This window comes from Methanospirillum hungatei JF-1 (assembly GCF_000013445.1).
Classification (GTDB): domain Archaea; phylum Halobacteriota; class Methanomicrobia; order Methanomicrobiales; family Methanospirillaceae; genus Methanospirillum; species Methanospirillum hungatei.
This window is the reverse complement of record NC_007796.1, coordinates 1,227,281-1,240,415: the sequence shown is the minus strand read 5'-3', so window position 1 is coordinate 1,240,415 and position 13,135 is coordinate 1,227,281. Positions and strand designations below refer to the sequence as shown.

Annotated in this window: 14 protein-coding genes and 2 riboswitches; of the genes, 10 read left to right on the top strand and 4 right to left on the bottom strand. The window is 46.6% G+C overall.

All coding sequences use genetic code 11. The features are described from left to right. Positions 1 to 36: 36 nt before the first annotated feature. From MHUN_RS18955 to MHUN_RS05725, 4 genes are all read right to left on the bottom strand, one after another. A complete protein-coding gene (locus MHUN_RS18955) occupies positions 37 to 207 on the bottom strand; it encodes a hypothetical protein (RefSeq protein ID WP_158498173.1) in 171 nt (56 codons plus the stop codon). Further along, on the bottom strand, positions 204 to 1,970 hold the full coding sequence (locus tag MHUN_RS05740) for a dynamin family protein (protein ID WP_011448122.1): 1,767 nt from the start codon (positions 1,968 to 1,970) through the stop codon (positions 204 to 206). The genes MHUN_RS18955 and MHUN_RS05740 overlap by 4 nt, the downstream gene beginning before the upstream one ends. Before the next feature lie 47 nt (positions 1,971 to 2,017). Beyond that, a riboswitch (Fluoride riboswitch) is annotated at positions 2,018 to 2,078 on the bottom strand. A gap of 436 nt (positions 2,079 to 2,514) precedes the next feature. Continuing rightward, the gene (locus tag MHUN_RS05730) at positions 2,515 to 3,357 is read right to left on the bottom strand and encodes a prenyltransferase/squalene oxidase repeat-containing protein (RefSeq protein WP_011448120.1); all 843 of its coding nucleotides are present in this window, start codon (positions 3,355 to 3,357) and stop codon (positions 2,515 to 2,517) included. Between the two features lie 5 nt (positions 3,358 to 3,362). Beyond that, a riboswitch (Fluoride riboswitch) is annotated at positions 3,363 to 3,422 on the bottom strand. 99 nt (positions 3,423 to 3,521) lie between these two features. After that, positions 3,522 to 4,706: an MFS transporter gene (locus MHUN_RS05725; RefSeq protein ID WP_011448119.1), complete on the bottom strand. Its 1,185-nt coding sequence runs from the start codon at positions 4,704 to 4,706 to the stop codon at positions 3,522 to 3,524. 374 nt (positions 4,707 to 5,080) lie between these two features. On the opposite strand from MHUN_RS05725, the gene MHUN_RS05720 reads away from it, so the two are divergent. The 10 genes from MHUN_RS05720 to MHUN_RS05670 all read left to right on the top strand — a co-directional run bounded on the left by MHUN_RS05720 (position 5,081) and on the right by MHUN_RS05670 (position 13,129). After that, positions 5,081 to 5,308 carry a hypothetical protein gene (locus MHUN_RS05720; RefSeq protein WP_048067320.1) on the top strand — a complete coding sequence of 76 codons (228 nt, stop codon included), beginning with the start codon at positions 5,081 to 5,083 and terminating at the stop codon, positions 5,306 to 5,308. Further along, positions 5,305 to 5,649 carry a hypothetical protein gene (locus tag MHUN_RS05715; protein WP_011448118.1) on the top strand — a complete coding sequence of 115 codons (345 nt, stop codon included), beginning with the start codon at positions 5,305 to 5,307 and terminating at the stop codon, positions 5,647 to 5,649. Before MHUN_RS05720 ends, MHUN_RS05715 begins: the two co-directional genes overlap by 4 nt. Further along, positions 5,646 to 8,864, top strand: coding sequence for a hypothetical protein (locus tag MHUN_RS05710; protein ID WP_011448117.1), 3,219 nt, complete (start codon positions 5,646 to 5,648; stop codon positions 8,862 to 8,864). Before MHUN_RS05715 ends, MHUN_RS05710 begins: the two co-directional genes overlap by 4 nt. Next, the gene (locus MHUN_RS05705; RefSeq protein ID WP_011448116.1) at positions 8,861 to 9,424 is read left to right on the top strand and encodes a hypothetical protein; all 564 of its coding nucleotides are present in this window, start codon (positions 8,861 to 8,863) and stop codon (positions 9,422 to 9,424) included. The genes MHUN_RS05710 and MHUN_RS05705 overlap by 4 nt, the downstream gene beginning before the upstream one ends. 107 nt (positions 9,425 to 9,531) lie before the next feature. Continuing rightward, positions 9,532 to 10,035, top strand: a complete 504-nt coding sequence (locus MHUN_RS05700; RefSeq protein WP_011448115.1) for a hypothetical protein — start codon at positions 9,532 to 9,534, stop codon at positions 10,033 to 10,035. A 25-nt stretch (positions 10,036 to 10,060) separates the two neighbouring features. Beyond that, complete coding sequence (locus MHUN_RS05695) at positions 10,061 to 10,621, top strand: hypothetical protein (protein WP_011448114.1); 561 nt, start codon at positions 10,061 to 10,063, stop codon at positions 10,619 to 10,621. Beyond that, on the top strand, positions 10,611 to 10,796 hold the full coding sequence (locus MHUN_RS05690; protein WP_048067318.1) for a hypothetical protein: 186 nt from the start codon (positions 10,611 to 10,613) through the stop codon (positions 10,794 to 10,796). Before MHUN_RS05695 ends, MHUN_RS05690 begins: the two co-directional genes overlap by 11 nt. Beyond that, a complete protein-coding gene (locus tag MHUN_RS05685) occupies positions 10,796 to 11,086 on the top strand; it encodes a hypothetical protein (RefSeq protein WP_011448113.1) in 291 nt (96 codons plus the stop codon). Before MHUN_RS05690 ends, MHUN_RS05685 begins: the two co-directional genes overlap by 1 nt. A gap of 811 nt (positions 11,087 to 11,897) precedes the next feature. Beyond that, positions 11,898 to 12,578, top strand: a complete 681-nt coding sequence (locus tag MHUN_RS05675) for a hypothetical protein (RefSeq protein WP_048067316.1) — start codon at positions 11,898 to 11,900, stop codon at positions 12,576 to 12,578. Further along, positions 12,575 to 13,129, top strand: coding sequence for a BREX protein BrxB domain-containing protein (locus tag MHUN_RS05670; RefSeq protein WP_011448111.1), 555 nt, complete (start codon positions 12,575 to 12,577; stop codon positions 13,127 to 13,129). The genes MHUN_RS05675 and MHUN_RS05670 overlap by 4 nt, the downstream gene beginning before the upstream one ends. Positions 13,130 to 13,135: the final 6 nt, after the last annotated feature.

Genomic DNA, 13,135 nt, shown 5'->3' with positions numbered 1-13,135 from the left:
ACCTGAGTTCTAAAATAAAAAATAAGAGGTATTCGTTCAATATGGAATTTTCACGTCATCATCATCCAGATCGCGGTACTGTTCACCAGTCCCGGTCCATTTACACCACGGACAACAGGCAACTCCGATAACCTTTCCCCGGTTTAACCGGTCATAGGGCTTTTCGTACCCAAATAAATCAGATCCGCAACACGGACATTTTGTCATGAATTATCACTCTGATACAGTTGTTCCCGCTCTTCTATATACTGGAGAACCATTTTGCATTCAGCAAGACGATCAGCAGTCTTTTCAGCATGTTCTGTTCTGAATCTGATAGCAGTCTCTATTGCCCCCTCTGTTGCTTCAATAATCCGGTTCATATCAGAATCAAATTCACTATGGAACCGGAGGAAGGTCATATTGATATTCTGCAGGGTGGCCCACCGGATATTTTCCGAATTATGCAGGATGAGCTGCATTATATTATCTGAAACTTCTGAGACGATCTTTCCTTTCCGAATTGAAAGGGGAAGCAGTTTTCCCGTAATTCCTTCAGTCAGGATACCCATCATGGTCTGCCATCCCTTTCGAGCAACCCAGTATGGCTCATGTTCAAGGGCCCAGACTTTCTTCTCTCCGGTCTCATGCAGAGGGATATCAAAATAACTGGAGGCAGCCATTCTGATCGAACGGATTAATTCGTCCACATCACGCTGGTGTTCATTTAACACAAGACTTACGGTCTGCTCGGTCGTATGCGAAATAATCCGAAGTTCATGCTCAAAAAAGTCCGGAATCTCTTCAGCAATCACATCATGGACCTCATCCGGTTTATACCCGTTCTGTTCCAGAATTGCGACTGCTTTTTCCGTGAAATATGACGCTGCTTTTTTCCGGAGTTTGGCCACAGCTTCTTCAAGCCACGTAATGATCCGTGTCTGATCCCCTGCAAGAATGTCCTTTGTCCTGACCTGACGAAGACGTGTTTCCTCTACTTTTGCCCGGAAGAGTTCGAGTTGCCGCTGCAGGTCACTCATCGGAAGTTCTAAGGATCGTACCTCGAGAGCCTTTCTCATCATCACATCCCGAATAACTACCGCTGCCTTCTTCCTGATTGCCGTTGCGAGAACTGATGTCTTCTCTTCAGCAAGGAAAGAAACCAGATGATCAGATACTTCGGAAAGCCCGCTTCTCTCCCAGAGGACCGGATCCTTCTCCATACGAGCAGTAAGACCCTGTTTTGCGGACACCGGGTATATCTGAACATCCCCGGAGATGCTGCCCTTTTCAATGAGGATTTTTCGGATAAATTCACTGACAACGGCGATATCTTCCTCGTTCAGATAATCTATCTTATTCAGGAGGAAAAAGATCCTGGGGATGGCATCCGTTATCTGGTGAAGGAATTCCAGTTCTATCTCGGTGATCGGTGGATCTGATGAAACGAGAAACAGCGCAGCATCACACTGAGAGAGAAAATTTACCGTCATTTCGGTGTTATGTTTATGGGTTGAACCTACACCGGGGGTATCGATAAGAACGACCCCTTTTGCCAGTATCTCTGCCGGCCAGGTCAGTTCAACCTGGAGTACCTGAAGTTTGTTCTTTGGATTTGACTCTTCAGATACATAGGCCTCAACAAATTTCCTGATGAGGGTCGTGTCATCAGATGTAAAAACTCCATCATCTTTCCCGTTAATATACTTTACTCTGACGTTTTTTTCCTGGTTATAGGTAATCAGAGTCGGAACTGCTGTCAGTGGGATGACTGAACTTGGGAGAACTGCATCACCAAGAAGGGCGTTTAAAAATGTGCTCTTCCCCCGTTTGAACTGACCAAGGATAGCAAGATGAAATCGTCCGCTTTCCAGTCGCGAGATAAGACCGGATACTTGTTCCTTGTATGATGTATAATCAGGACCAAGTGATTGCAGGAGTTCATAATCCTGTGCTAGCAGGGATCCGGTATCGTGTCCGTCTTTGTGCATGTAGTATACTCCACATCTGTAATGATGGCCATGAAGCCAATAATATACATCCTGTAGGAGTTATCAGCCCGAACGGCGGTTTTGGTGAACTCCATCACCAGTATGACATATATGTTTGTATAATGGGTGTATTGACATCTTCCCTATTCACGGAAAGGTACTATCTGACTTTTATGGAAGTGTGTATCTTGGTTCTCCTGATCAATCCCTTGCTGGTACATATGTATCCTTTTTATTGATTCAACTGCTGCCTCTCTCATCTCCATACCCTGTTCTGACTGAACGATAGAGGTAAGATATGGCTGCCCGGTTCATATCGGATATTTCCGAGTGACTCAACAGCGATGAGCCGGTACTCCCGGACCGGGTGAGAAAGGCAGGTTATGAGAGTGTCCGCAAACCTCTCTTCTGAACAAAGGTTAGTACCTTTACAATTCGGACAGAATGATACTTCTCCTTCGATTTCATGCCAGCATGATGAACAATAATATGGTGTCATTTATTTATCACAATAGGTTTAATTAAAAATTTGAAACAAGCCATGTTACCAGTTCCAGCCGGTTTTGTTATGTAACCCACACAGACTCCGGATTGCATACCAGGTATATTCAAGTGTTGAATTCCCTCCAAATCCGGACCGTGCATATCCGCCATTAGTATTTCTACATTTATCGAGATACAGGAGGCATTGGTAACGGTTTGGAACCGGACGGCTTAGTAATTTGGCAAGGGCGATTCCGGCATCCAGATGTTCAAGATAACCAGGATGAGAGGAGGGAACATTTACGAATCCTGATTGTTCGTCGATACACCTGGTAAGAAATGAATAGATCCTCTCTGCATCCGTCTCTATATGGAATCCCTGCAGAATCGCGACTGCATGCCTTGTCTCAATAAGGGTTGCCTTATCACGACCAAACCCTCCGGATGGGTGCTGCCACCTTAACACTTCTTCCTGAATTTTTTTCCTTTCTGATTCGGAATGCTGTATGCCTGCCTCCTCACAGAGAATAACATAACAGTAGAGTGGCTCAAATAATGATGCAGATTCAATCGTTCCGGAGTGGAATATCGTCGGCACAGGACAGGCTAACAGGTGAGCAATAAGTTGTTCTGGAATTGTTCTTTTTAGATACCGGAATGACCAGAAAAGATACCACAGCCGGTATAACCCTGATAATCCCCGGGTTTGATTAACAAAGCGGGATAGATACTCCTGTGTCAGATTGTCTGAAAAAGCCGCTTGCAGAACCTCTAAGCAGCCCAGGGCATACCAGGTATCAGACAGATTTGGCTCATCGAGCTGATAAAAACAATATCCGCCACTTTGACATCGACGATCAGAGATATAGCGAATCGTTTTTTCCTTTTCACCTTCGGATAACATACGTCTTCCGGGTAGAAGTCATTAGCAGCGGGCGGTTTACGGTGGATCTCATCACCGGCAGGATTTCTTGAAGGGAGGACCTGCTGTATGTACCTATTGGAGTAATTTCATAATAAAAGGTAAGGGTTTGATTTTACCAATGCCAGAAAAGGTATGAAAGAATTTTACGATTCCTGGTGGTCTGAAGATCGCCATACCCTGATAAAGACGATGCAGGCGGCAAGTGACACCATTGCCGGGACAGCCGGTGCAAATGCCGTGTAATTCTCATACATCCAGCCGACAAGTATTCCACCGATAAAAAACCCTGCTCCATAGATGGTATTGAATATGCCATAGGCGGTTCCCCGCTTTGAGATATGAATCCGGTCTGCAATAGCAGCACGAAGAACAGTCTCCTGGATTCCCATTGATATACCAAAGAGGATTGCTGAGAGGAAGATGAGTTCCCTGCCCATACCAAATCCCAGGAACGGGAGGATGATACCGATGAGGGGAATTGGGAGGAGGAGGATAATCCCTTTTGTATCATAGAGTCTTCCGGCAATGGGAGCAATAGCTGCATCCACCAACATAGCACCGGCATAGAGAAGAGGTATTTCATATGCAACCATGAGACCGGTCTGTAATGCATGAAAGGATATGAGCGGGAAGGAGAGAAACCCGGCTGTGCAGAGGAGGGTGAAGACTGAGAACATGATGAATTCCCGACCGATCCCAGTAGCCTCACTGTAGAGAGCGATATGACCTTTCTCAAATGACACGGGGTCAGGGAGGAGTCTCCATGCAACCAGGACAAGTCCGATGAGGATGATGAATGGAATGAAGAGGAGAAGAAATCCCTCCTTATAGGTCCCGGTTCCGGCAAGAGCAACTGCAAGAATGACTGGGCCTGCAACAGCTCCTATCTGGTCCAGGAGTTCATGAATGCCAAATCCCATACCCCGACCGATGGGTGCTGTTGCATGGGAGAGGATGGTATCTTTTGGCGGGGAACGGATTCCTTTTCCAATTCGCTCAAGTATGAAGAGGACTGCTGCCATCTCCCATGAACCGGTGAAGGCAAGAAGTGGCACCGTGATCAGCATCCCATACCCGAGAGCGGTCAAAGCCCAGTACATCCTGGTAGAGTCTGCAACTCTGCCGGATATGAGCCGGACTGCATATCCAAGAAACTCACCGGCGCCGGTTATCGTCCCAACAAGGACCGCAGATGCCCCAAGGGTCAGCAGGTAAGGGCCACTGATACTCCTGGCACCCTCATATATGATATCTCCTAAAAGGGCGACTATCCCGAGGATAATAATAATCCGGTATGCTATATGATGAGCAGTCCTGTCCAGGTGCATGAGTGATACTCTGCTTTGGTAAAATAATACCGTATCGTTGTCATGGGTTCACCTATGAACCCCCTTTCTGTTCATCCTTCGATGAATGATACGTACCCTTTCTGAAATACTAGCAGTAGCTGCACCAGATGAACGGAGGACTTCCCCTCTGCCCTCTCTCAGATGTATGAACGATAAATATCTCTCAACAAGGACCCTTTCCTATCCGCACCCTCATGGTTGATCTGATTTCTATGCATAATATATCCTATTTATGGATCATAAATCGCTAAATTTTAATCCATGCCGGATGCATGCTCTTCTCCCTTCCGGAAGAGGACTGACCCCTGTTAAAACCCCTGTGGTCTTTCCATTCCGGCAGGAGAGGTAACAGCATGAACGAAACATCCGTGCGTATACACCGGGATATCCACACCGAAGAAGAACCGGTGAGATACAACCCAGGACAAACACGAGAAGAGAAGAAGAATGCCCAGTCCCCAACCGATGACCTAGCTTGGCGGCGGATCACAGAAGGGGACTATTCATACATTATTTTGGCATTAGAAAAACCTACCTACGTTTCTTCAGGTTCAAGGCAGCGGTCTGGGTGGGTTGCATGACCGGTATACCTCAATACCAGACCATGCGAACCGCTCCTCATGCAGCCAGGTCATTTCTGGAGGCTCATGGGTATTGCACGATGCATCTTACCAATCGTCACTACCCGGTTGATTTTATTGCCTGGAAAGGACGGGAGGACATTCTTTTCGTCAGGGCATTCTCCGTTCGCGGCATGAAACCAAAGAAGAAATATACTGCCCATCTTGACCGGCTTCGCTCCTTTGTCAGCAGTATCCTCTGCCCAGGCAGGGTTGAACTCTGGATTGGAGGAGGTCTGGACTGGAAACGGTATCATGTCATGGCCGGAGGATTTCGTGCCTTATCCGGGGGTCTCATATGACCGAAGCAGACCCCATCCTCTCATCCCTTTTAACACTTACCAGAAAGGATCAGGTTGTAGAGGTCAGGATTATCACCCAGGATGGAATCGGATCAGGATACTACAACAATCCGGCAAAACTTGCACAAGCGGTGAAGATCCTAGACTCAAATCCGCAGATAAAAGGGATATACATCACCTTAAACGAAATCAACCCGGCACTCCTTGCACGGCGGGAGAACCGGATAATCATGCGTCTAACAAAAAAGGATGCTACAACCGCAGATCACGATATCACCCGCAGAGTCTGGCTTCCGATAGACATCGATCCTAAGCGTCCATCCGGTGTCTCCTCCTCTGACGAGGAACATGCAGCAGCATTCAGAAAGGCGGATGAAATTGCTGCATATCTCACCTCTCTTGGCTGGCCCGCTCCTCTCCGAGCAGATTCAGGAAACGGGGCCCATCTCTTGTACCGGATAGACCTGCCAAATGATGATGACAGCCGGGAACTTATCAAATCCTGCCTGCATACCCTGCATCTCCTCTTCTCTGATGAAGTCTGCACAGTTGATTGTGCCAACTTTAACGCAGCCCGGATATGGAAACTCTATGGCACTACATCACGGAAAGGTGATAATACAACCGAGCGTCCTCATCGAAAAGCCTGTCTTTTTGCAGGGCCTGAACGGCTTACACTGGTTCCTGATTCTGACCTTCACCGACTTGGCAAAATCTTTCCAAAAGAACCGGAGAAGATGACCAAAACCGGAAAAGAAGAACCCGTGACAGACCTTGCCTCCTGGCTTAAAAGTCATGACCTTGGCTATGTGGCAAAACCCTACGCTGACGGGACACTCTACATCCTGGACCAGTGTCCGTTCTCTGACGCCCATCAGGACGGAGCGTATGCCATCCAGTTCAGTTCAGGTGCCATCTTTGCCGGATGTCATCATGATTCATGCGGAGGAGGAACCCAGCGGTGGCAGGACCTGAAACGGAAGTATGACGGGACCTCTGATATAGAAGACCGACTGAAAAAACTCCGAGGAGATCGGATTCGGGATAAGGCGGTCTATGAAGGGAGAGTTCCGGCATCACTATCTGATCCTGGAATAGAGGAGAAAGCAGAACGGATTCTCACCACGGCAGACCCCATCCCGTACATGCTTGACACCTTCTCCCATGACCATGAAGGAGACCGGGTCGTTGCCGAGTGCCTCATCATGTCTCTTGCGTCCCGGTCGGTGATCAACTCCAAGGGACTTCATGTCTCGATAACCGGAGAGTCAGGGAAGGGCAAGTCTCATGCTATTGATACCATGATGAATCTTGTCCCGCCGGAAGTCAGGCTCAGTGGCCGGATGAGTGATAAGGCACTCTTTTACATCAAGGATCTTCAGCCTGGGACGGTCATTGCCCTTGACGATGTAACACTTTCAGATCAGATGCAGGAGATTTTAAAGGGCGTAACTACATCATTTCAGCGTCCGTTTACCTACCGTACGGTAAGTAAAGACCGGAATGCTGTTACCTGTACAATCCCGGAGCGATGTGTTTGGTGGATAGCCAAGGTGGAAGGTGCCGGGGATGACCAGGTTTTTAACAGGATGCTAACTGCCTGGATTGATGATAGTGAGGAGCAGGATAAACGGGTATTATCCCGGATGCTGGCTGAAGCTGCTCACCTTCCTGATACCAGAGGAGACGACCGGGAGGATGTGCTGGTTGTCAGGGAGATGTGGCGAAAACTTGAGCCTGCCTTTGTTCTGATCCCCTATGCAGAGCGTATTCAGTTCCAGTCTGCGTCGAACCGGAGAAACCCGGATATGTTGCTTGATCTGATAAAGACTCATGCAATCCTCATGCAGTTTCAACGGGAGCGGACGATCCGGGATGGGATGGTTTGTATCTCTGCGACCATTGATGATTTTTCTGAAGCGGTACGGCTGTATGATGCTCTCAATGGTGAGACCGGTGGCCAGTCCACGAAACTGACGAGGAGGGAGGCTACCCTCATCAATTCTATTGAGAAAATGGGGCTTGTTGAGATGACGGTTCCTGAGCTGCAGAGGATTACCGGGTGGGCAAGTTCATCGATCTACAAACTCCTCAACGGGTATAATTCCCGTGGAAATACGTATTCAGGCCTTCTTGAGAAGTGTCCTGCTATATCGGTGTATGAGCGGGCGGTGACGACCGGTGAAGATGGTCGGACGATTCAGCGGAGAACGAAGGTCTATGCCTGGGATGCCTCCCTGTATGCAGCATGGGTAAAGGGTGGAGCGGTCAGTCTCCGGGATGAGTCCGGGTGTTCAGGGCGTGATCCTGATGACGGTGATGAATCAAGTGATTCTGATTCAGATCTTCCTATCGATCCGGATGATCCCATTGACTCTTTTGATCCCCATGCCTCTTCTGATTCTGATGATGGAGATGAGTATGATCCATCTAAATGTGGTGCTCTCTCTGGTTGCTCTGATGTTGTGGAGATCTTCGAGTGTGCAGAGGGTCAAACGACTCACATGGCTCAGAATGGTCCGGAGAAATCAGTCAGTGAAGCAGTGCGGAAAAATAAGGATGATTGCTGCACGAGTGAAGCAAGTGCTTCACAATCAAAAACCGCGGATATTACTCAGAATAGTACATATACATATGTACATAGTAGTACTCCCTTATGTGAAGCAGAACATACACTCACACAAAACGGATTAGATGAGCATCTGGAACCTCGTCCACCGGTGTGTGGTTCCGCCTCTGCAGAACACAACACTCAAAAACTTCTGAATGCCGGTGAAAATGAACTTTCCCAGGCAGATAGGGAGCGGATCTTTTCCGCATCCTGCAGTAATCCTGCTTCAATACCGATTTCACAGATCCGTCCCTCTGACTTTACCCGTATATCGGGCTGGCCGTCAAAAGTCAGGTGTGCAGTCTGTGGCAGGGCTCATACGGTGTATTCCTGCACGAAATCAGATCTGAAGAATCAGAAAGAGCCGGTCATGCTCTGTGAGGAGTGTTATTCCCGGGCAGCGAGCAGGCATGTAGCACGTTTGGTGATGCTACCAACGCTTGATCTGCATATGATGAAACGGGTAGATCGGGACCTTGGCCGGTGTCAGGTGTGCAACACGTTTGCAGTTGCATGGCACGATTCATCTGCACAGACCGGTCTATGTGAGTCCTGTTATTCCCGTGAACTATCCAGGCTCAATAAGGAGAGAGGTGTGTTATGAGCCGGCCGGTTACCTGGCAATGTGTCATGGACAGGTGCCCGTTCCTTGTCTGGCAGGTGTATAAGGGTCTGAAGAATCCAATATCTGTGAGACGTCGCCGGTTCTGCTCATTAGCCGGCTGTATACCTGCATATCTTTCCGTATGTCCCCGTGAGACTAAGGCAGCAGGATTGTGCTATGCTCTCATGAATACCAGTCATAAACGGACTGAAACCAGCTGGTTTCATTGTGGACGGATATCTATCAATGATGGTCATCTTGTGGTTATTCTCCATGACGCAGGGGAATTTGTAATAGATGTGAAGCAAGCCATGATGATGTTTTTCGGGTTTGGATTCTGTCCGGTATATGCAAGGATAGGTGAGGAAAGGGTGATGAGAGGATACCTGTTCAGATCACCAGGCAGATGGGGGTGTGGACTGTGTATCGATGGTGAGGAGTATGTGACTCCCATCCTTCTGATCTGCAGGATTTTGTCCGGAGGAGAGGGTACTACTCCGGTGTTCCGGGCTGTCAGGTATGAGGGTACATCAACGTGTTCATCTCATTTGATATTTTAAAAATTGAACGCAAATTTCTGTCAGATTCAAAAAAGGAATGAATTCATATATATAGTCCGGTTTCTATCATAAGAGGCCGGTGTGCACACGGCAGGGGTAGTTCGAACATGGCAGATTTTGTATCAAAATCGGTGGTGAAGAGTGCAGAACGGATTCTTACAACTCCGTTTGCCAGTAAGGATGCAATGAACACGATCATCGGGAATATTCTTGCTGACAATCCGTGGGGTTGTACGCCGTATGTATCCGGAGGGGAGACTTTTCCGGCGGTTCAGAAGAGTTCTGAGTACTATACCGGGACGGTTATCTATGAGAATGATGATGGGAAGCAGGTTGGGAGAGTTTCGGTCAGATGTCCGGGGGCAGCTGGGTTTGACAGCAATATTGCAACCATTCTCGCGAATAACGCGATAAGTACTGCAATGGGGGGTGTTTCATCTCACGACAGTTCTGAAGACGGGTTTACCGTTGTGCTGAAATGTCATGCTGCGAATGGAGAGCTCTTTAACGTGACCTTCAAACGGGACAAAATCAGTGTGTCCAGTTATGAGTCTGATAGTATTCTGAACACCGTTGAGGCATGGGCAGATACCATTGGTGCCCTTGCATAATCCCTCCCTTTTTTTGGGAGATGAGATGGTCCGGGTTTTGCTCATTCCCGGTCTTGTGGTGCTGATCCTGGGGTTTGGTGCCTGTCATGCCGATTCGGTGACATCATCGATTGTGTGTGATGGAGCAGCATGGGTATCGTCATCGGTGCTTGGTCAGGGTCAGTCCTATGCTTCGCATCTGTTCACAACCGACCTGGCATCTCTTATGCGGTCGCTGGTCATTCATGACGGGGTTGTGGTGTCTACACGGGGTCAATCAGCAGGGCCGATGGGGATTGATGAGTATTCAGGTCAGGTGGTGAACGGGTCGGATGAGGATTCAGAGTGTCTGTTTGGAGAGGATAACGGGGTGAAGGCACGTGTGGATGAGGTCAGGTTATCTGGTCTCTTTTCCAGGGGAGAGTATGTTTCCAGCCGGGTGCTTGATGATGAGACAATTGCCAGGTACGTGGTGAATGGGAGCGGTATTCTGCTTACCAGGGCGTATTCTGATGACGGGAATCGGTCAGTTGCGTTCGGGTCAGATGTTGCCGGGGCGATGAATGGTTCCGAGCAGGTGGTGTTTGGTGATGAATATGGGATTTGAATTGATTCTTGCCGGTGTGTCCTGTCTTGTTTCGGTGATGAGCGGTATCGGGACCGCCGGGTTGTGGGTGTCGTATGTTCGAAGGTCAAAGAGGGTGTTTCCGTTGGTGATCGTGGATAAAACCGGGAATGTGCAGGTTTCAGATCCGATCTCCGATCTGATGGAGAGGTCCTGATGTCCTGTTCTGATCTTCCGTCCGGATTTTATCGGGCTGAGGCTGCATGGCTTTCCCCGCCGGAGGATAGTGATGATATTTCTTCGCTGATTGAGGATCTGTTTGAGATTAAGACGGAGATTTTAGATATTCTCTACTCGTTTGAGGAGATGTTCTGTGGGATGTCCCCTGAAGATTCGAGGCCTGAAGTGGTGTACAGGGGAGCTCAGCTTCTGGTTCGTGATATCGGGGAGTGTCTTTGTGAATGGGACCGGGTAGAAGAGGAGATTCAGCGGAGGAGTATGGGATAAATTAATTTTTTTTGGGTTTTTGGGGATGTTTTAGGGTGAATCGTGAGTGGTGGGTTTATTCTGCGAAATCATACCTCCACAAAAGGATCTATACTCACGTATTGTTTTTCTTAGAGGGATAGACTGAATTGAAATGAATGGGGGAAAATTGAATTTTTGAGGTCATTTGGAGTTACAATGTAATTATCCTTTTTATTCCGACAAAGAAGAGTTAAAAAATTTTAGAATGTTTGTAGATAGAACTGAAGGTTTTTTAATTCCTGCTTATTCTCTTGCATATATCTCATTTCACAGGTATCCCATCTTGAATGGCATAATACGATATTCTCCCTATATCCTTACTGGCAGATGGACCGTCATCTTTTGGTAGAACAAGCAAATCTGAGTCAAAACCATATTTGTAAATAAACCGCTTTCTAATGTAAGTTAATATCTTCCTTTTTGATGTTCTCTCGACCTTTTGATCAGTAATTATCAAAAATCCCAGTCACTATCCGGCCTGGAGGTCTGGGTTTAAAAATCTTACAGAATCGGAATTAAGGCTAATATCCTTTCTGAAGAGTTGAAAAATAAAACGATTTTTATTTATCTCAAACCGAATTTTGAAATTGTTGTTGATAATCTAAATTCGGACATTTCTCACATGAATTACATGTTTTAAACCACTCAATACATATAGATAATAATATATTTAAATAAATGAAATATTCTCGTTGTGTGGTCTTTTTCAACAATAATTAACTATCCAATACAATACGGCTTTTGTGAATCAATCGGTTCACATTCTTCTCGTACTATCATGCTCCAGGAGATGGAGTTGCTTTTTCAAAATATTTCACCAGATGCTCCTTTCGATACCATAAAAGATGCAATCATTAATGAAAATATTTTAAATAAAAAGAGTATTTCCGGCAGAAATAAAACCTTTTCATTCCTGAAACGAATGTATGGACTGGATGATTCCATCCCGCTGTACCGGGTCTTTCGATACCTTTTTACTCACTATGAGAAAGAACACCCGACATTAACACTACTCTACGCATTGGCTCGTGATAAGTCACTCAGGATTTCAGCGGATTATATATTATCTCTCGATTGTGGGACACAAGCAAGAAAGGATGATTTGATTCAAACTTTAACCCAGAATCTGGATGGCTCCTTTACTGATAAAACTCTCAAATCGATGGCAGAGAACCTTCTTTCTTCCTGGACCCAATCAGGCCATCTCATTGGAAAAGGGAAAAAAAATCGTACTAAATCCACATCTGGTCCGGCTTCATTCACGTTTGCTCTTTATTTAGGAACATTAATCGGATTCGGAGGAGTTATGCTTATGAGATCTCCTTTTATAAGTATTCTGGATTTGAGTGATACCGAACGGGATGAACTGTTCCATTCCGCTTCTGTGATGGGGCTTATCTCATATAAATCAGCGGGAGGGGTGATTGAAATCACCATTTCAGACTTGATTCGTTCTCTGGGGGGAGTATGACTAATATTGAAAAGTTACTAGACGTCTTTGGTAAGCAGGTTTCAATTCCCTGGGATCCCCGAGCTGCACCTGAAGAGAAGGTGTGGTTTTGTGTCTATGATCCTTCAGATGAACGTCGGTTACTGAGAAGGATAGATGAATTTGGCCTGGCAACTGAAAGAGCAGGCCATAGCTGGCTTCTTATTGATATGTTCACATTTTTTGATGAATGGTGTACTGTCCACCCCTACAGGGAAGAATTTTTCAAAAATCCGACACGTCTAAAATCTGCAGAAAAAATGTTCCTTCAATTCATCATCGAACGGTTATCACATCAGTGGGATAAAGACGACAATTCAAAGATAATCGCTATTTCAGGGACGGGGGCACTTTTTGGGATAATTCGGTTGAGTAAATTGATTGAGGAGATAGTGAAGAAACTTCCTATTCCTGGCAGATTATTAGTTTTTTTCCCAGGGAGTCATCGGGGGTATTGCTACCAGTTTATGAATGATCATGATGGGTGGAATTATAAGGCATTTCCAATTGAAGTAAAGGATGAAGACGAGTAAGAGAGA